The 18,262-nt window shown below is 67.9% G+C and carries 17 protein-coding genes; 11 read left to right on the top strand and 6 right to left on the bottom strand.

The genetic code is table 11. The annotated features are described in order from the left end of the window. Positions 1–170 precede the first annotated feature (170 nt). From LQD00_RS13680 to LQD00_RS13650, 7 genes are all read left to right on the top strand, one after another. Positions 171–1,352, top strand: a complete 1,182-nt coding sequence (locus LQD00_RS13680) for a phosphatase PAP2 family protein (RefSeq protein WP_406567028.1) — start codon at positions 171–173, stop codon at positions 1,350–1,352. A gap of 339 nt (positions 1,353–1,691) precedes the next feature. Further along, positions 1,692–2,960 (top strand): ABC transporter substrate-binding protein, encoded by a 1,269-nt coding sequence (locus tag LQD00_RS13675; RefSeq protein WP_232717741.1) that lies wholly within the window; start codon positions 1,692–1,694, stop codon positions 2,958–2,960. Positions 2,961–3,072: 112 nt separating this feature from the next. Beyond that, positions 3,073–5,082 (top strand): ABC transporter permease, encoded by a 2,010-nt coding sequence (locus LQD00_RS13670; RefSeq protein ID WP_232717740.1) that lies wholly within the window; start codon positions 3,073–3,075, stop codon positions 5,080–5,082. After that, positions 5,075–5,944, top strand: coding sequence for an ABC transporter ATP-binding protein (locus LQD00_RS13665; RefSeq protein ID WP_232717739.1), 870 nt, complete (start codon positions 5,075–5,077; stop codon positions 5,942–5,944). The genes LQD00_RS13670 and LQD00_RS13665 overlap by 8 nt, the downstream gene beginning before the upstream one ends. Next, positions 5,941–6,687 carry an ABC transporter ATP-binding protein gene (locus tag LQD00_RS13660; protein WP_232717738.1) on the top strand — a complete coding sequence of 249 codons (747 nt, stop codon included), beginning with the start codon at positions 5,941–5,943 and terminating at the stop codon, positions 6,685–6,687. The genes LQD00_RS13665 and LQD00_RS13660 overlap by 4 nt, the downstream gene beginning before the upstream one ends. 44 nt (positions 6,688–6,731) lie before the next feature. Beyond that, positions 6,732–7,466 (top strand): TetR/AcrR family transcriptional regulator, encoded by a 735-nt coding sequence (locus LQD00_RS13655; RefSeq protein WP_232717737.1) that lies wholly within the window; start codon positions 6,732–6,734, stop codon positions 7,464–7,466. A gap of 203 nt (positions 7,467–7,669) precedes the next feature. Next, positions 7,670–8,317, top strand: coding sequence for a pyridine nucleotide-disulfide oxidoreductase (locus LQD00_RS13650; protein WP_232717736.1), 648 nt, complete (start codon positions 7,670–7,672; stop codon positions 8,315–8,317). Here the strand turns inward: LQD00_RS13650 and LQD00_RS13645 are convergent. From LQD00_RS13645 to LQD00_RS13630, 4 genes are all read right to left on the bottom strand, one after another. Further along, a complete protein-coding gene (locus LQD00_RS13645; protein ID WP_232717735.1) occupies positions 8,269–9,531 on the bottom strand; it encodes an oxygenase MpaB family protein in 1,263 nt (420 codons plus the stop codon). The genes LQD00_RS13650 and LQD00_RS13645 overlap by 49 nt on opposite strands. A 63-nt stretch (positions 9,532–9,594) precedes the next feature. Continuing rightward, positions 9,595–11,175: an MFS transporter gene (locus tag LQD00_RS13640; protein ID WP_232717734.1), complete on the bottom strand. Its 1,581-nt coding sequence runs from the start codon at positions 11,173–11,175 to the stop codon at positions 9,595–9,597. A 111-nt stretch (positions 11,176–11,286) separates the two neighbouring features. Beyond that, a complete protein-coding gene (locus tag LQD00_RS13635) occupies positions 11,287–11,475 on the bottom strand; it encodes a hypothetical protein (protein ID WP_232717733.1) in 189 nt (62 codons plus the stop codon). A gap of 155 nt (positions 11,476–11,630) precedes the next feature. Then, complete coding sequence (locus LQD00_RS13630) at positions 11,631–12,815, bottom strand: ATP-grasp domain-containing protein (RefSeq protein ID WP_232717732.1); 1,185 nt, start codon at positions 12,813–12,815, stop codon at positions 11,631–11,633. Positions 12,816–13,047: 232 nt separating this feature from the next. On the opposite strand from LQD00_RS13630, the gene LQD00_RS13625 reads away from it, so the two are divergent. The 4 genes from LQD00_RS13625 to LQD00_RS13610 all read left to right on the top strand — a co-directional run bounded on the left by LQD00_RS13625 (position 13,048) and on the right by LQD00_RS13610 (position 16,259). Further along, positions 13,048–14,193 carry a DMT family transporter gene (locus LQD00_RS13625; protein WP_232717731.1) on the top strand — a complete coding sequence of 382 codons (1,146 nt, stop codon included), beginning with the start codon at positions 13,048–13,050 and terminating at the stop codon, positions 14,191–14,193. 62 nt (positions 14,194–14,255) lie between these two features. Continuing rightward, complete coding sequence (locus tag LQD00_RS13620) at positions 14,256–15,122, top strand: SCO6745 family protein (RefSeq protein WP_232717730.1); 867 nt, start codon at positions 14,256–14,258, stop codon at positions 15,120–15,122. Beyond that, entirely contained in the window at positions 15,119–15,580 is a 462-nt protein-coding gene (locus LQD00_RS13615; RefSeq protein ID WP_232717729.1) for a nuclear transport factor 2 family protein, read from the top strand. The genes LQD00_RS13620 and LQD00_RS13615 overlap by 4 nt, the downstream gene beginning before the upstream one ends. 10 nt (positions 15,581–15,590) lie before the next feature. Further along, entirely contained in the window at positions 15,591–16,259 is a 669-nt protein-coding gene (locus LQD00_RS13610) for a phosphoribosyltransferase (protein WP_232717728.1), read from the top strand. A 33-nt stretch (positions 16,260–16,292) separates the two neighbouring features. Here the strand turns inward: LQD00_RS13610 and LQD00_RS13605 are convergent, their stop codons facing one another. Then, on the bottom strand, positions 16,293–17,051 hold the full coding sequence (locus LQD00_RS13605) for an ABC transporter permease (RefSeq protein WP_232717727.1): 759 nt from the start codon (positions 17,049–17,051) through the stop codon (positions 16,293–16,295). Continuing rightward, positions 17,051–18,043, bottom strand: coding sequence for an ABC transporter ATP-binding protein (locus LQD00_RS13600; RefSeq protein ID WP_232717726.1), 993 nt, complete (start codon positions 18,041–18,043; stop codon positions 17,051–17,053). Before LQD00_RS13600 ends, LQD00_RS13605 begins: the two co-directional genes overlap by 1 nt. Positions 18,044–18,262 lie beyond the last annotated feature (219 nt).

Here is an 18,262-nt window from a genome sequence, read left to right as displayed (position 1 = left end):
CCGATGGTCGGACCGGGCGCCCCTCGCCGCTCATCGAGAGTCGGGGAGGGGCGCCGCCGCGTCCCTCCCCGTTCGTCCGGCGAAACAACATCTACGATCGTGAGGTGACCTCGGACAGCGTCGCCCGGCCCCGCACGACCTCCGCACCCCACCCGCGCCGGCGGACCCTCGTGCGGCTGTTCGCGCCCGTCATCGCGACCGCTGCCGCCGTCGCAGCAACCGCCGCACTGGTGGCCCCGACGCAGGCCGCCCCCGCGAAGCCCGCTCCGTCGCCGTTCCCGATCGGCGACCTCGCGCGGCTCTACCCGTCGGACATCTCCTCGTTCCCCGGCGGCATCTATCTGCAGCCCATCGAGACGTTCAGTGCACTACGCCGGAACCACCCCGAGATCATGGCGCAGAACCTCGACAAGGTCGTGGCCATCAACCAGGCCGCGGCCGATGACCCCGCCCTGCAGCGACGCGCACTCACCGACGCCCACGACGATCCGCTCGTGACGATGTCCGACGCGTTCGGACAGAAACTCGGCCGCCACTTCCGCGACGCCCTGGCCGCCGGCCGACTGCCCAAGACGACGTCGATCTTCAGCGACTACCTGGCCCGCGGTGGCGGCATCGCCAACACGACGCTGGTCGAGAAGTACGTCTTCGACAACGACCGCCCGTTCGTCGTCGCCCCCAAGCGAATCCGGAAGTACACCCGCGCCGGCGCGAACGAGTACGACGCACTCGGAATGAACCCGTCGTTCCCGTCCGGGCACGCGGGCATGTTCTTCTGGCGCGGAACCCTTCTCGCCCTGATGCTCCCCGAGTTCGCCCCTCAGTTCCTCACGCGCGCTTCCGAAGGCGGTTATCACCGCGTGGTGCTCGGCGTGCACTACCCGCTCGACGTGATCGGCGGAGCGATGGTCGGTCAGGCGGCGGCCGCCGACCGGTGGAACGACCCGGAGTTCAACCGGTTGCTCCGCGCTTCCGCCGCCGAGATCCGTCGTGAGCTCGAATGGCGTTGCGGCGCCCCGTTGTCCGCCTGCATCGAGCAGGACACCCCGTATCTCACCGACGACGAGGCGAAGCGCATCTACACCGAGCGCCTCACCTACGGCTTCGACCGGGTCTCCTCTCCCACACATCGAATGGTGGTCCCGCAGCAGGCCGTCGACATGATCGCCCCCGCCTTCCCGTCACTGTCCGATGCGCAGCGTCGCCAGATCCTCGTCGCGACAGCACATCCCGCCGGCTACCCGCTCGACGATCAGCGCCCGGGCCGCGCCTCCTGGCAGCGGCTCGACCTCGTCCGGGCTTACACAGCCCGGGTGACCGTCGACGCCGACGGCCACGTCACCGTTCACTGACGACGCGTCCCTCTTTCCTTTACTGAATCGTTTGTCCCACTGCGCGTTGCGAACTCACCACGCAGACATCTCGTCGCGCCGAACCGGATCAGAGTGTGTCCAGTTTGCCCGAACAGCTTGACACCTGCGTAAGAATGTCGCTAATTTTCGGGTGGTCCACATCACACCGGAAGTGGACTCACCGCCGTGAACAGGGCGGACGGTGCCGACTCTCGGACCCAGTCCGACGACTGGGTTAACGAACTCACTCACCTTCAAGCCCCGCCGGGGCGATGTCGTCATGCCTGCTTCCGGGCTGCTTCGTCGTGCCCGGAGACCATCGGGAAAGGCAGTCGAAACATGCGTTTGTCGAACTCTCGAAGAGCCGGACGGCTCGCGGCGGTCGCCGTGGCCGCCGCGTGCATATTCTCCGTCGTGTCGTGTAGCAGCGACGACGCCGGATCGGACGGCTCCGCCGCGGACTCCAGCGGCACCAAGGCCTCCGGCGAAGCCATCAAGGTCGGATTGTTCAATCCCTCCAAGGGCCCGGCCACCCAGCCCGGTGTCACCACCGGCAAGCAAGCGGCCCTGGACTACATCAACAATCAGATCGGCGGCATCAACGGCCGTCCCATCGAGATCGTCGACTGCGGCATCGACCAGACCGCACCCGAGTCGACGGTGTCGTGTGCCAACCAGTTCGTCGAGGCCGGCGTGGTCGCCGCGATCGACGGTTTCAACGCCGAATCGGCTGCCGCCGTGCCGATCCTGACCGCCGCGAAGATCCCGCTGGTCGGCCAGATCCCGTTCAGCACCATCACCGGCGCCTCGGCGGACAACCGCGTGTACTTCGGACCGCCGCCGGCCGCGTTCCTCGTCGGCTTCATGCAGCAGCTGAAGGCCGACGGCAAGAGCTCACTGACTCTCGCGAACGCCGATCTGCCGCAGGCACATCAGGTCTTCGACGGCCTCATGAAGCCGCTCGGCGCGCAGCTCGGCATCGAGGTCAAGTCGGTGTACTACCCGCCCGCCGGGCCCAACTTCACGCAGCTGGCCAGCCAGCTCGCCGAGGGTAGCCCCGACGCGGCCGGTCTCATGACCGCCCCCAACGACAACGTCTGCACCAAGCTCGCCCAGTCGCTGCGCTCGGTGAAGTTCGAGGGCACCATCTTCCTGGCCGCCTGCACCGACTTCATCGACACCCTCGGCCAGCAGGCCGTCGGCGCGCAGACGTACTCGCCGTTCTGGCAGACGCCCGCGCTCGACTCCACGCCGGCCGAGGTCAAGGGCAACCTGGAGATTGCACAGAAGTTCATCGACGACCAGAACGGCACCGCCGGCTTCTACGCCTACGGCACCTTCTCGATCCTCGCCGACTTCGCCACCACCGTCGGCAATGCCGAGCTCACCGAGTACACCGGCCCGAGCATCCTCGGGGCGCTGAAGGCGGTCAAGGACTACCAGTCCTTCATCGGCCCGAAGCTCAACTGCGGTAAGCCGACGAGCCCGAACTGCACCACCGAGATGCTGCTGTTCAACGTCGTCGCCGACAAGAAGACCGAACCCGCCACCGGCGGATTCATCACCCCGCTCCCGGCAGCGCTCGCGCTCATCCCGGGCGCCGCGTAAGCGAGCACGACACGGTAGGGATGGGCCCCACCCCGGGGCCCATCCCACCACCCACCCGTCCGCGCGATCCGTCCGCGTGTAATGCGCACGCGCCGAACGAATGAGTTGCCACATGGGCCAATTCCTCCAGTTCGCCTTCCTCGGGCTAGCCGCGGGTGCCATCTACTCGGTACTCGCCTCGTCCCTGGTCGGCATCTACGCCGCCACCGGCATCATCAACTTCGCCCAGGGCGCCATCGGCCTCTACTCGGTCTACCTCGTCGCCGCGCTGCGCACCGACGGCAGCCTCGTCCTGCCCATCGGCACGCTGAGTCTCGGCAGTGAGGACGACCCCACGTCGATGGAACTCGCGCTGGTCCTCGGCGTGGTCAGTGCGGTGGTCTGGGCGCTGCTCGCCCACGTTCTCGTCTTCCGACCCCTACGACACGCGCCCGTGCTGGCACAGGTTGTCGCATCCGTCGGGCTCATGCTGTTCCTGCAGGCTCTCGTCCAGCTGCGGTTCGACACGGAAAACCTTTTCGCGCAATCGATCCTGCCCGAGAACACCGTGGAGATCGCCGGTGCCGTCGTCAACGTCTCCGACCTGATCCTCGCCGGCGTCGCCATCGCGGTATCCCTGCTGCTGTGGGCCTACTTCCGTCTCACCACACTCGGCGTCGCGACGCGCGCAGGTTCCGAGGACGAACTGGCCGCCCGCCTGTCGGGTTACTCCCCCGACCGCCTCGCCGCCGTCGTGTGGGTCATCACCGGCGCGGCCACCGGCCTCATCGTCGTGCTGGCCTCGTTCACCATCGGCCTGACCGTCACCAGCTACACCTTCTTCGTCATCCCGGCGCTCGCCGTCGCCCTCGTCGGCCGGCTCACCTCCTTCGGGATCGCCTGCGCGGCAGGTCTTGTACTCGGCGCCTTCCAGTCGGTCATCTCGTGGCTCGCCACCAAGACCTGGTGGCCGGAGTGGGCGCAGGCCGGCCTCGGCGACGCCGTGCCCTTCGTCATCGTGGTGGTCGCGCTGTTCCTTCTCGGCGGACGTATCCCGTCGCGTGGTTCGCTCGGCGAGGTCCGCATGCCGGCGGTGCGCATACCCCGTATCCGGGTCGTCCCGACGGTGGCGATCATCGCGGCCGTCGTCATCGCCATCCTGCTCACCACCGGTACCTGGCGGTTCGGCGTGGTCACCTCGGTGATCCTCTCGCTCATCGCGCTCTCGCTGGTCCTGTTGACCGGCTACCTCGGTCAGATATCGTTGGCGTCCATGGCATTTGCCGGTGCCGCCGGTTTCGCGCTGTCGAAGCTGACCACCAACTGGAATGTGCCGTTCCCGTTCAGCATGCTGTTCGCCGCGCTGATCGCGACCGGCCTCGGCGTGCTGGTCGGCGTCCCGGCGCTCCGCATCCGCGGCGCGCAGCTCGCGGTGGTGACCCTGGCCGCGGCGCTGGCGATCCAGAGCTTCGTGTTCAACAACCCGGCCATCACCGCGTTCGAGGGCAACATGATCGCCGACCCGACCCTCTTCGGCATCGACCTCGGTGTTCGCGACGGCACCAACCTCGTCACCCTGCGGTTCGCGCTGATGGTTCTCGTCGTCGTCGCGATCGCCACCCTCGTGGTCCTGCGGTTCATGGGCGGCTCGACCGGCCGCGCGTTCCTGGCGGTCCGTTCCAACGAGCGCGCGGCCGCATCGGTCGGGATCAACGTCGCCGCAACCAAACTCCTCGGTTTCGCTCTGTCGGCCTTCCTCGCCGGCATCGGTGGTTGCCTCATCGGTTACAGCCGCGGCCAGCTCTCGGCCGGCTCGTTCACCGTCATGATCGGCCTGACCCTGCTGGCGATGACCTACGTCGGCGGCATCACCTCGTTCGCCGGTGCCGTCATCGCGGGCATCATCGGCCCCCTCGGCGTCGGCTATGTGTTCCTCACCCAGACACTGAGTTTCGGCGAGTACTACGAACTCATCGCCGCAGGCAGCCTCCTGCTGATGGCGGTGATGAACCCCGTCGGCGTGGCCGGCGCGGCGTCGGAACTCGGTGAGCGCATCCGGACCCTCCGGCACCGCCGAGAACCGGAGCCCCAACCCGAGGCGCCCGGCGCGGCGCAGAGCGCAGAGGCAGGTGCCCATGTCTGAGTCGACCGTCCTGGAACGGACCACCCTGCTCCGAACCGATGGACTCTCCGTCCGCTACGGCGGTGTCAGCGCCAACTCCGACGTCGACATCACGGTCGGCGCCGGAGAGATCGTCGGCCTGATCGGTCCCAACGGTGCGGGCAAGACCACCTTCGTCGACGCCGTCACCGGATTCACCAAGGCCACGGGCGCCGTGTCGCTGGCCGGTGAACGCCTGGAGAAGTCCTCCCCGCACCGTCGGCGGCGGGCGGGGATGGCACGCACCTGGCAGGCCGGCGAGTTGTTCACCGACCTCACCGTCTCCCAGAACCTTGCCGTCGCCGTTCAACCCGTCGGCCTGCGCGCGATGTTGTCGGACGTGATCAACGGCTCACGGCCGCCTGCCGAGACCATCGACCACGCACTCGATCTCGTCGGTCTGCGCGACGCCGCCGATCAGCTTCCCGGCGAACTCACCCTGGGACAACAGAAACTGGTGGGCGTGGCCCGGGCCCTGGTCGGCGGGACCCGACTCGTCCTCCTCGACGAGCCCGCGGCCGGCCTCGACACCCACGAGAGCCGCGACTTCGGTGCCGAACTGCGTCGCATCGCCGCCACCGGCATCGGCATCCTCCTCATCGACCATGACATGTCGCTGGTCCTCGACGTCTGCGACCGCCTCTACGTGCTCGACTTCGGGAAGGTCATCGCCAGTGGCACACCCGCGGCCATCCAGGACGATCCGGCGGTGATCTCCGCGTACCTGGGCAGCCCGGAGGTGGACCCGGATGCGGTCGCCGAACTCGACGCGTCCGGGACATTCATCGAATCAACAGATCTGGCAACCGAAACCGAACCGACCTCGTCCGAGGAGAACCGATGAGCACGCCGTCCGACGCCTCCTCGGCCACCCCCGTCCTCGAACTCGACGACATCACCGTCGGTTACGGCGGGGTGCCGGCCGTGCGCGGCCTGAGTGCCTCGGTCCGCGCCGGGGAGATCCTGGCCCTGCTCGGACCGAACGGCGCAGGCAAGACGACCACCCTGCTCGCCACCGTCGGCGCCCTTCCGCTGATGTCGGGCTCCGTGACCGCGCTCGGGGAGCCGATCGACCATCACATCGAACGCAACGCCCGCCGCGGCGTGACCCTGGTCCCCGACACCCGCGGCCTCTTCCACAAGCTGTCGGTCTCGGACAACCTGCGATTGGCCAAGCGCAAGAACGGAACCGACCTCGATACGGTCTTCGGGTACTTCCCGAAGCTCAAGACCATGCGCTCGCGCCATTGCGGCAACCTCTCCGGCGGTGAGCAACAGATGCTCGCCCTGGCCAAGGCATTGCTCGCGCGTCCGCGGGTTCTGCTCATCGACGAGATGAGTCTCGGCCTGTCTCCGGTCGCCGTGCAGGATCTGCTCCCGCGGCTCCGCTCGTTCGCCGACGAACACCAGATGGCCGTGGTCCTCGTCGAGCAGCACATCGACCTCGCCCTCGGGATCGCGGACTCGGCGATCGTCCTCCATCACGGCCGGGTGGCCCTGTCGGCGAGTGCCACCGAACTTCGTAGCCGACGGGACAAGGTGGAGGCCGCGTACTTCGGTCGCACCATAGAGGAACAGGCCTCCTGAGACCGGACACGACGAACGCCACCACCGACGAATCCGGGGACGCCGTGGTCACCGATCCGAACGCTGACGATCCGGACGCCGCCGATCCGAACGCTGACGGCCGATCTGTCCCGGGGACCGGACGGTCCGCCGGAGGACATGCCGGGCACGAACGCCGGGCGCGCAGCACCCGGAATCGCCCGACCGACGATCAACTGCTCGATGCGGCCTGCGAGGTGATCGCCGAGGTCGGCGCCGATAGCGCGACGATGACCGCGATCGCCGAACGGGGTGGCACCACCCGGGTGACGCTCTACGCGCATTTCGGGTCGCGCGACGAGCTCGTCGCCCGCGTGATCAGCCGCGAGCTCGACACCTTCACCTCGTTCATGTTCCGCGTCTACGACGAGAGCGAGGACATGCCGTACGGGGCGCGAGCCCGCTACTCGGTGCAATCCCTGTTCGACTACGCCCGGAACCACCCCGCAGGCCTGCGGGTCCTCATGGGGCACAGCGAGGGCCAAGGCAACCGGCGCCTGTACGCCGCACTCGAACCGAGGATCTCCGCACGACTGCGGAAGAACTACGCCGAGAGCGGCGCCGGGATCGCCGCCAGCGCGGACACCCTCGCGTCGCTGCTGCTCGGCATGAGCCTCGACGTCGCGCATCGTGCGCTCATCGTCGACGGCGCCGGCATCGACGAGGCCTGTGACCTCGCCGTCACCGCCACCATGGCCGTGCTCCGCGACGTCCGGCCGGAACAGCTCCAGGCACTCGACGCGTCGCTCGAACAGCGCTGACACGCCGACGAAGACTCTGCCCGGCGGCTCCGGCCGTGACGGTCCAATCCGGTCCAAGACGGTCCAAGACGGTCCAAGACCCGGACAAGTCGACCCCAAGTTCCCCGCAAGCGGACCGGGCGATTCTTTCTCCTGTCACACGAACCCCCGCGGTCGACCGCCTCCGGCATCCCGGACGATGACCGCCCAGGAGAGGAAACCGTATGTCCCGCCCGCAGAACACCCAGCCCGACACCGTCCACCTCGAGAACGCGCAGATGAACCACGCGCAGATCGGTCCGATTCCCGGCCCCCGACGCCCGCTGTGGCAGATCGGCCGGCGTGCCACCGTCATCGTCGCCTGTCTGGGCTTCAGCGCCCTCGCGGCCTGCAGCTTCAGCATCGGCTCCCAGACCGTCGAGGAAGCCTCCGACATCGACGTCGGCGAGTGCCTGCAGATCGGCGAGGAGGCCGGCGAGGGCAAGGTGAAGGCCACCAAGGAGGACTGCGAGGGCACCGAGGGCCTCACCTTCTTCGCCGCCGACAAGGTGGCGTCCGACTCGGAATGCACCGCCGACTACACCTCGACCCTCACCTTTGCCGGTGGCGACCAGAAACTGTGCATGACACCGAATTTCGCGACCGACACCTGCTACCAGATCCCGATCAACGGCGGGAAGCTCGCGGACTACCGCGAGGTCGAATGTGGCGCCTCCCCGGTCGAGAACACGGTCATCGCCAAGACGGTCAGCCGCGGTGACGGGTCGATCAGCTGCCCGGATGATCAGACGAAGTGGACCTTCGCGCAGCCCGCCTCGATCGGTTACTGCCTGACCGAGGACGTCACCGCGGCAGGCGCATTCGGCGGCTGAGCGGTCGAACCGTCGGCCGGGGGCTGGCCCGACGATGCGGAGTCGGCGGCCGCATCGACCAGGCCGTGGGTGACCTGGTAGTCGTCGCGCATCCGGGCCATCTCGGCCTCGCGCACGCGGTAGGCCTTCTCGACCCGACGACGAGCGCGCCGAGCGCCACCGACTCGCTGCGCCGATCCGGCGAGCGCGAGAACCGGGCCGACCCGACCGAGAACGTGTTTGGCCTTCCCGTCCGGGATGCCCAGGGCATCGGCGTCGTGGTCGCCGATGAACACCCGCTGCAACCCGTACATGAGGTTGGTGGCCAACCGGTCTCGCAGGATTCGCGGGCCGGGCAGTACGTTGGCGAGCTCGGGGACGAGGTAGTCCTCGGTGAGCGCGACCACGAAGTCGTGATCGTCGGGCCCCGGTCCCGGTGACGTCAGGCGGTACAGCTCCTCGATGCGGACATGATCGGCCGCGCACCGCGGATTGAGCTCGGGACTCATGCCGACGACATGGCCGACGTAACGCCAGAGATGGTAGATGTCGTCGAGCTCGCGGTCGGTGAACCGGACTCCGAGGGTGTGCATCGCGTCGATCGCGATATGGCCGAACTCGGCGATCGTGAAGGCCATGTACGGCTGCGGAATCGGTACACCCCAGGATTTCTCGTCCCAGTCCCCGCGCTTCCACAGCATCTGGCGTACGTGCGCATGAATCATGCGGACCCGCACGGTGTAGGCGAAACCGCCTCCGTCGCGGCGCATCCCGCCCGGGGTGATCACCTGACTCAGCCACTCCCCGACCTCCACCGACCGCAACGCCGGTTGTGACACATAGCGTCCGGTGATCGCAAGGGGTTTGGCGGCGATCGTGTTTCCCGCACCGCGCACCAGTGAGGCCGCGCCCAGGACGATGCCGAGCGGTGCGGTGTTCACGATGAGCGCATCCGCGGCCCGGGCCATCCGATCGTGGTCGACCCAGGCCGGCTCGTCGTCGAGAAAGGCGAACAGGGCCCGCATCGACTCGGTGGACTCGTCGAGCGAGGAGATCCCGGAGGTGAGCGCCTGTCGGAGCACCGAGGTCGTCGACCCGCCCGGATGCGAGTCCGCCGCCACCGCGTCGGCGAGCGGGTCGGCGAGCCACATCTGGTCGAGCCAGACCCGTCCGGCCTTCCCATATCGCTGCACGGCCAGATCGGGATTCACCAGATCAGTCGGTATCCGCTCCATGACTCAATGAGAACACGGGCGTGCTCACTTTCCCTACGATTTCCCGCACCGGCCGGGAACACCTCAGAGGCTGTGCTGTTTCGCGTACTCGGCCATGGCCGCGCGCTCGTCGTCGTGATCCGGGTAGAAGAAGAACACGATGGCCGCGCCCACCAGCACAATCGCCGCGGCGGCGCCGTAGGCGCGGTTGTCCCCGTGCACGAAGGCGTCCCGGGCGGCGCCGATGATCTGATCGGCGTACTGCGGATAACGCTCGGCGAGGATCTCTGCGCTGGAGAAGGACTTGGTCAGCGCCGCCTCGGTCTGTTCGGTGACCTGACTCGCCTGCGGGGAGTTCGCGATCGTCTCCCGCAACTGGTTGGCGTAACCGGCCGTCAGGATCGCGCCGAGCGTCGACTGCAGGACCGCTCCGCCGAGGTCGCGTTGCAGGTCCGACATGCTCGACGCCATGCCCGCGCGTTGGACGGGCACCGACCCGGTGAGCGACTGCGACGCCGGAGTGCCGGCCAGGCCCACGCCGATGCCGACGAGGACGTAGACGAGCCCGACGTGCCAGAAGTGGGCGTGCTCGTCCCAGGTGAGCATGGCGAACACCAGCCCGAGCACGATGAAGGCGTACCCGGACAGCAGGGTGAACCGAGATCCCATGCTGTGCACCAGTTCGGCTGACCGCGGCGCGACGACGACCATCGCTCCGGCGGCCGGCAGGATCGTCGCACCCGCGGCGAGTGTCGAGTAACCGAGCACGTTCTGCATGTACTGCTGGCCGATGAACATCGCGCCCATGAGCGTGCCGAAGACGATGAGTCCGCCGAGCGCCGCGACCCAGAAGGTCCGACGGGACGCGATGCGGAGATCGAAGAGCGGAACACGCACGCGGAGTTGGCGCCACACGAATCCGGCGCCGGCGACGACCGCGATCGCGGCGAGGATGTAGACCTGCAGTCGTTGATCGCTGTTGGGCGCGAAGTTGATCGCGAGGACCAGCGCCCCGACCATCACGATCGAGACGATGCCGCCGAGGTTGTCGACGACCGCTGCCTCGTCACCGGTGTCGTCGGGCACCAGCCACCACGCCGCCGCCAGCGCGAGGACCGCCAGCGGCAGGGTCACCAGGAACACCGAATGCCAGTCGAACACCTCCAGCAGACCACCCGACATCACCGGGCCGAGAGCGGAGATCGCGCCGCCGAACGCCGACCAGGCGGCGATCGCCCGGGTGCGCTTCGGCCCCGACCACAGCGCGGTGATCACCGCGAGGGTCGTCGGGAAGGCCAACCCGGCCGCGATACCGCCGACCAGACGGGCACCGAACAGGACCTCGACGTTCGGCGCGAAACCGGCCACCAGCGACGACGGAATCGACAGCGCCATGCCGAACACGAGCATTCGCTTGCGGCCGTGGCGATCTCCGAGCGCACCGAAGTACAACACCGACGCGGCGAGACCCAGCGAATACCCGACCGCAATGAGGTTGAGTTGCGTCGAACTGGCGTCGAGATCCTTGCCGATGTCCGGCAACGCGACGTTGGCCACCGCGAGATTGATGTTGGCCACGCCCGCAACGAGGATCAGTGCGACGAGGATGGCACGCGCGCGTGCCGGTGCCGTACCGGTGTCAACCTCGGGCGTCGTCGACGTCATCGGTGAATCGTACGTCCGGAATCACTGCCCGAGCAGGACTTCCGCACGTCAGCGGCACGGAATTGCCACGCCCCGGGGACCATCGGCCCCCGGGACGCGATCGTCGTGCCGTCAGATGCAGATGTTGAACGACAGCGAACCCAACGGGACACCGAAGCAGAGCGCCACGGAGCCCACGACGGGTTGCGCCTCCACCGGCGCCGCTGCGGCCATCGGCGCACCGGCGAATGCGAGTGCCCCTGCCGCGGCGACAGTGGTGATCCCGACGGTCAGACGACGAGTGATCTTGGATGTGTACATAGCGAGCCCCCTCGAGCACGTTTCCCCCACACCGAACCCCGCTCACGTGACCCATCGCCGCAGGTGGTGCTAGGTTTCGAGTCTACGCCGCCAGGTCAAGAGATCGTGTCGCACATCTGGAGGACATCGAGCGGAACCGCCGTCGATGACCGGATTCAGAGGCTGATCCGCAGACCGTCCCACTCGTGGTCGTGCATGAAGCCCTCGGCGAGCCCGACCCGGTACTTCACGCAGCTGCGGAGGATGCCCGCGTAGGCGAGCGGGAGCAGGACCGCCGGCTTCTGGTCTCCGGACCGGGTGATCACGTCCGACGCGCCGCGGAAGTCGCGCGCGAACTGTCGGAACGACCGACCCTTGCGGGACGGCGCGCGCCATCCGTAGAGCATCATGCCGAGCCCGATCATCTTGTCGACACCGGGTGCGGGCGTGATGATCTCGGCATCGGGGTCCGAGGTGCCGAGGAAGGCACGATCCACGCCGTCCTCCGGGGAGAACATCATGATGCCGCTCGTCGCACGTGGATTGCACTCGATGCAGAACAGATCCTTGTCCGGCCCGTCCTCGATGAAGTCGAAGCCGATCTGCCCGGTGAAGTTGACGCGCTTGACGATGTCGGCGACCCACGCCTGGATACGCGGATGGTCGACGGACCGGAAGTTCAGGCATGAGCTGCCGTCGATGGCGTAGTCGACCGGATAGGTGGCGTGCGCGTAGATCCGGCCCTCGTGGCACACCGAGTAGGTGCAGTATTTGTCGCCCGACACCCACTCCTGCGCGACCCACGGGTTCTGCTCGTCGTGTTCGAGCCAGGTGAGCGGATCCCCCGGCTGCACCTTGTGCACCTTCTGCGAACCGCGCGAGTAACACCGCTTGAGTGCGAAGGGCTTGTCGAAGTCGAGCGAACCCGCGTCCTCGGGTCCGGCGACCCGCGCGAACTTGCGGGTGGGGATTCCGAGTTCGACGAGAAGTTCTTGGAATTCGTACTTGTGGTGCAGCCGGTTCTCGATGTCGAAATCGGAGAGGAAGAGCCGACACGTCGGCGGGAACAATTCGGCGAGCATCGCGATGATGTCGGTTTCCTCGTGCACCGGGATCACCATGTCGACGTCGTTCTCCTCGACGATCCGCGCGAGGGCACGGCAGTATTCGAGCGGCTCGAACTTCGGCGGCGGAACACGGTGGAATTCGCCCACGGCGTTGGAGAATCTGCTGATGGCGACGGGTACCGAGTCGACGGTCGTCACGCGATGACCACCCGCGGCCATGAGTCGTGCGAGTTCCAGTGAGAGGAACGACCGACCGAAGGTGATCAGTACATGAGCTCGTCCGGCGCTGTCCACCCGACCGAGTCTAGGGGGTGCCCCGGACCCTGACGCGCCACGTCGGCTCCTCCGCCTGTTGAATGGAATCGGACACTGCGGGAATATTCGGTACCGGTCTGTCGGTTCGTCCTGTTAGTTTCCGCACGACCGCACCTTTGTGCCGGTCGGGCCTGTGGTGGCAGGCAGTCGGATCGGGCGACGGCCCGGATGGCCTCGAGAACCGGGGTCGACGGACCGAGTTGGAGGAGGCATGCAACTGTTCGTGGTCGGCGTCATCGCGGCATGCCTTGCCGCTGTCGCCTACGGGATGTCGACGGTACTGCGTGCGCTCGGCGCGCGTCGTGTCGCCGCGGCCGCCGCCGAAGAGGGCAAGGGCATCACCAACGAGAACGGTGCACCCACCATCTCCTCGACGATGTCGACCTTCGTCGATCCCGCCTTCATCCTCGGCACCACGATGGTCGTCTTCGGTTTCGCCGGCGGCGCACTCGCCGCGCGTTTCCTGCCGCTCTTCCTGTCGCAGACCATCGTGTCGGCGAACCTCGTCGTCACCGCCCTCCTCGGCACGATCATCCTCAACATCGCCCTGCACACCCGCGAATGGGTCGCCATCTGGCTCGTCGTGATGTCGCTGTGCCTGCTCGGTGTCTCCTCGTCGCACCACACCGGCGGCGGTGAAGAGGTCGGTTTCCACTGGGGTCTGTTCCTCGCCACCGTCGCGCTGTGCGCCTTCGCGCTCGTCGCCGTCTACAACCTGGGTTCGGCCGCCGGCGCCATCGTCGGTGGCGCCGCCGCTGGTCTGCTGTTCGGCATCATCGCCATCGCGGTCCGCATCCTCGACGGGGTCGACCCGTTCGATCCGGTCGCCCTGCTGACCGACCCGGCGGCGTGGACCATCGCCGCGGCCGGCGCGGTCGGCTTCTACATCCAGACCGTTGCGCTCCAGCTCGGTGCCGTCAACGGCGTCACCGCCGTACTGGTGGTCGGCGAGACCGCCGGACCGAGCCTGGTCGGCGTCGTGTTCCTCGAGGACACGGCCAAGCCCGGCCTCGGCTGGCTCGCCATCCTCGGCTTCGTCGGCGCCGTCATCGGCGCCGTGCTGGTGGCCTGGTACGGCTCGGTCGACCCCGATCATCTCGGCGAGGCACCGCCGATGAAGGGAGGCTGGCGTCGCGGGCGTGAGGAGCCGGAGGGCTCCGAGTCCGATGAGTCGGTTTCCGAAGAACTGGGTTCCGAGGAGTTCGACCCCGAGGAGTTCGACCGCGACGAGTTCGAAGCGGAGTTCCGCAGCGACCCGGACGATCCCGGCGCTCGCGCCGACGAGTCCGGGCCGCGTCCCGAAGCTCCCGAGTCGGACCATCGATCCGTCGGTAGCCGGGACTCGCGCCACAGCTGATCGCGGGCGTCCATCGTCGCGAAGTGGTTGACACCCGTTCCGCCGGTGGAGAAGGTGGGGTGATGACGACCACAGCGACAGAGTCGCTCTCCCGCCTCGCCTACGAGACCCTCGAGCCGTTCCACATCCTTGCGTACTTCAACCCGGGACTCCGCTCCGCACAAGAGGACACCGGTCTCGACGGTCACGCCTTCTACGTGGGCGCACGCGGAGCTCCCCTCGGCCCCTGCGCCGCACCGGTCGTCTCCGCCGCGTTCTACAACTTCAACCCCTACCTGGTCGCCAAGTCGTGGAACTCCGCGGTCGACGCCGGCCTCGACCGGGTCCACGAACGCCGCCACGCGATGCTCGACGATTCCCTGCGGCAGATCCTCGGCGACTCCGCCGACGACGCCCTCCTCGACGAACTCGCCGCTGAGTACACCCGACTCGCCACCGACCTACCGCTCGGCGGTCGTCCCCTCGCTGCGGCGTGGGCGTCGGCGCCGACGCCGGACACACCTCGCCTGCGACTGTGGCAGGCGATCGCCGTCCTCCGGGAGTGGCGGGGCGACAACCACATCGCCGCTCTCGTCCTGCACGGACTCAACGGCTTCGACGCCGCGGTCTTCCACGAGGCGCAGCTGCCCGATCCGTCGGTGAAGCGCCGGGTGATGGGCAAGCGCGTCGTGCTGCTCACGCGCGGCTACGCCGAACAGGACTGGGAGGACAGCATCGACCGACTGGTGGAGGCCGGCCTGGCCGAGCGGGTCGACGACGGCCATCGACTCACGGCGCAGGGCGCCGCAGTCTACGACGACATCGAGGCGACCACCGACGCCGCCGGAGAGTCCTTGTGGGCGGGCAACTCCGAGTTGCTCGAACGAACCCGCCCGATCGTCAAGGCCGTGCTCGATGCCGGCGTTCTGCCCGGAACGAGGAACAAGTGAACAACCACAGCGAAGACCTCCGTGAGATCGAGAACCTCAAGTACCGGTACCTGAGGGCACTCGACACCAAGGACTGGACGACGTTCGCGTCGACACTCACCGAGGACGTGACCGGAAACTACGGCGCGAGCCTGTCTTTCGGCAACCGGGACGAGCTCGTCGGATACATGGAGGCCAACGTCGGTCCCGCCGTCATCACTGAGCACCGCGTGAACCACCCCGAGATCGAGGTCTCCGGCGACACCGCCCGCGGCCGTTGGTATCTGCAGGACCGTGTGATCGTCGCCGAGTTCTCGTTCATGCTTATCGGGGCCGCTTTCTACGAGGACACCTACCGGCGGACCGAAAATGGTTGGCGCATCAGCTCCACCGGTTACGACCGCACCTACGAGGCCACCGTCGGACTGGCCGATCTGCCGAGCTTCAAGCTCGAGGTCGGTCCCGCCGTGCACATCTGAGGACACCACCATGTCCGGCCGCGTCTTCTCCGACCGAGTCGCGGCCGGACGTGCTCTCGGCGCCCGGGTCGCCGAGGTCCTGCGGACCCGGGAGGACACCCGCGGCGCCAGGCCGGTGATCATCGGCCTGGCGCGCGGCGGGGTCCCCGTGGCCCGCGAGGTGGCCAAAGCGACAGGCGGCGACCTCGATGCCCTCGTCGTGCGCAAGATCGGCGCACCGGGGCACGAGGAGTTCGCGATGGGCGCTCTCACCGCCGGCCATCTCGTGGTCAACGACGACGTGCCCCGTCGGCTGGGTGTCTCGCGAGCCGAGTTCGACGCGGTCGCCGACCGGGAACGTCGCATCCTGCACGACCGGGAGGAGCTCTACCGCGGCGGACGGCCACCGGTCGATGTCGAGGACCGCGTCGTGGTCCTGGTCGACGACGGTCTCGCCACCGGTTCGACGATGGCGGTGGCCGTCGACGCGATGGATGCGGCCGGTGCGGCACGATTGATCGTGGCCGTGCCCACGGCACCGTCTGATTCGGTGGGCCGGCTCATCGATCGGGGCGTCGACGAGGTCATCGTGCTGACCATGCCGGAGCCGTTCGAGGCGGTCGGACTCTCCTACGACGACTTCGGTCAGGTCGACGACGACGAGGTCATCGAGTGTCTGAATCCTGATCGCGGGCGTTGAACACGCTGCACGAGAGGGTTATTGCTTCGCGTGTCACGCATCCCGCGCGCTGGTCACGAATATCGCGGTCGTCAGGAGGACCACGGTGACCGCCGCGAAGTACGCCAACGAGCCGTACGCGTTCCAGTGGAAGGCGCTGTCGCCGCCGGACAGGAAGTTCCACCCGTTGAGGAACGGCAGGAAGGGCGTGATGTTCTCCCCGATGCGCGGGAGCACCGAGAGGATGCGTTCGAACGCGAACATCCATCCCAGCACGATCGCCACCGCGCCCGCGGAGTGCCGTACGAGAGCACCCACCGACAGCCCGATCAGTGCGCACAGCATCGCGAAAACCGGAGTGCCCCACAGTTGCCGTACCGTGTCCGGGCCACCGAGCGCGATGCCGTTACCCGTGAGCGCCTGCCCCAGGACAACCCCGAGCAGACCCACGATCGCGGCCACCACGAGGGTGAGCCCGCCGAACACGACTGTCTTCGCGAGGATCACGAGCGGCCGCCGGGGTACCGCGGCGAAGGTGGGCCGGATGGTGCCGAACCGGTACTCGGTGGTGACGCCGAGAACCGCCACGATCGCGAAAACCGCGACCCCGAACTGGTTGACGCCCACCAGGTAGTCGATGGTGCGGGTGTCGACCGACGTCGAGTCGGCATAACCGCCGGACAACAGCCAACCGAGAAGTACCGCGACACCGAGGCCGAACACGACCACCATCGCCAGACACCAGTACGGGGCCCGGGTGCTGGACAGCTTGATGCGTTCGGCGTCGACCGCCGCGAGTGCCTGGCCGATCATCACCGACTCCCTCCCGGGGCGCCCCGACCGCCGTGACCGCCCTGGCCGCCGGGCCCGGGTTCCACGGACCGGAAGCCGTCACCCCCGTGATAGTCGACGGCGTGTGCGGTCATCGACATGAACACCTCCTCCAGCGAGGCCGATTCGGCGGCGAGCTCGTGCAGCGTCACGCCTGCCGCGGCGGCGATGTCCCCGACGCGGTCGGTCGTGGTGTCGGGCACCCGCATCACCGGCCGTCCCGCGGCATCGGGTGCGCCGGGCGCCGGTGCGAGGCCGGCCTCTTCCAGTGCGGTGTGCAGCTTCTCGAGTTCGGGCCCGCGCACCCGCACCGACTGTCGGGCCCGGCCGGTGAACTCACCGACCGAACAGTCGGCGATCAGACGCCCGCGCCCGATGACGACGAGATGGTCTGCGGTGAGCGACATCTCGGTCAACAGGTGACTGGAGACGAGTACGGTGCGTCCCTCGGCGGCCAACTGCCGCATGAAACCCCGAATCCACACGATCCCCTCGGGATCGAGGCCGTTGACCGGTTCGTCGAACAACAGGGTGTGCGGATCGCCGAGCAGCGCACCCGCGAGCCCGAGCCGCTGCGACATACCGAGCGAGAACCCTCCGGCGCGCTTCCGGGCCACCGACGCCAACCCGACGATCTCGAGCACCTCGTCCACCCGGGACCTCGGAATCCGGTTGCTCGCCGCCAGCCACCGCAGATGCGAACGCGCACTGCGGTTGGGGTGGACCCAGTGTGCATCGAGCAGTGCGCCGACCTGGCGCAGCGGATGGTCGAGCTCGCGGTACGGCACGCCGTTGATCGTCGCGGTCCCCGAGGTCGGGCGGTCGAGTCCGAGCATCATGCGCATCGTCGTCGACTTACCGGCGCCATTGGGTCCCAGGAAGCCGGTGACCCGCCCCGGCCCCACCTCGAAGGTGAGGTCGTCGACCGCGCGCTGACTCCCGAAATCCTTCGTCAGATTCGTTACCCGCAACACGACTCGACCATAGCGGCCGGGCGGTGCTCCGCCGGGTGGTTGCGACACACCAGGCCTTCGAGGCTCGTCGACTTCGATACGCTCCTTCGTCGCTACTCAGCCCGGCGGCTTCCGCTCCTCACACCTGAAGTACCCGCGACCGGTGAACCGGCGGTCGTGAGGGTCTTAAAGGGTCCGCGCCCTGAGAAGCGCCCAGATCCCGACTGCCGAACCTCAACT

The organism is Gordonia metallireducens (assembly GCF_021245825.1).
GTDB classification, from domain to species: domain Bacteria; phylum Actinomycetota; class Actinomycetes; order Mycobacteriales; family Mycobacteriaceae; genus Gordonia; species Gordonia namibiensis.
The sequence above is the reverse complement of the archived record's forward strand: the minus strand, read 5'-3'. Positions and strand labels throughout refer to the sequence as shown.

Bases quoted from the DNA above. Each gene is read 5' to 3' on its own strand.
- LQD00_RS13675 (WP_232717741.1), top strand. From the start codon at position 1,692: ATGCGTTTGTCGAACTCTCGAAGAGCCGGACGGCTCGCGGCGGTCGCC.
- LQD00_RS13670 (WP_232717740.1), top strand. From the start codon at position 3,073: ATGGGCCAATTCCTCCAGTTCGCCTTCCTCGGGCTAGCCGCGGGTGCC.
- LQD00_RS13665 (WP_232717739.1), top strand. From the start codon at position 5,075: ATGTCTGAGTCGACCGTCCTGGAACGGACCACCCTGCTCCGAACCGAT.
- LQD00_RS13660 (WP_232717738.1), top strand. From the start codon at position 5,941: ATGAGCACGCCGTCCGACGCCTCCTCGGCCACCCCCGTCCTCGAACTC.
- LQD00_RS13650 (WP_232717736.1), top strand. From the start codon at position 7,670: ATGTCCCGCCCGCAGAACACCCAGCCCGACACCGTCCACCTCGAGAAC.
- LQD00_RS13645 (WP_232717735.1), bottom strand. From the start codon at position 9,531: ATGGAGCGGATACCGACTGATCTGGTGAATCCCGATCTGGCCGTGCAG.
- LQD00_RS13640 (WP_232717734.1), bottom strand. From the start codon at position 11,175: ATGACGTCGACGACGCCCGAGGTTGACACCGGTACGGCACCGGCACGC.
- LQD00_RS13635 (WP_232717733.1), bottom strand. From the start codon at position 11,475: ATGTACACATCCAAGATCACTCGTCGTCTGACCGTCGGGATCACCACT.
- LQD00_RS13625 (WP_232717731.1), top strand. From the start codon at position 13,048: ATGCAACTGTTCGTGGTCGGCGTCATCGCGGCATGCCTTGCCGCTGTC.
- LQD00_RS13620 (WP_232717730.1), top strand. From the start codon at position 14,256: ATGACGACCACAGCGACAGAGTCGCTCTCCCGCCTCGCCTACGAGACC.
- LQD00_RS13610 (WP_232717728.1), top strand. From the start codon at position 15,591: ATGTCCGGCCGCGTCTTCTCCGACCGAGTCGCGGCCGGACGTGCTCTC.
- LQD00_RS13605 (WP_232717727.1), bottom strand. From the start codon at position 17,051: ATGATCGGCCAGGCACTCGCGGCGGTCGACGCCGAACGCATCAAGCTG.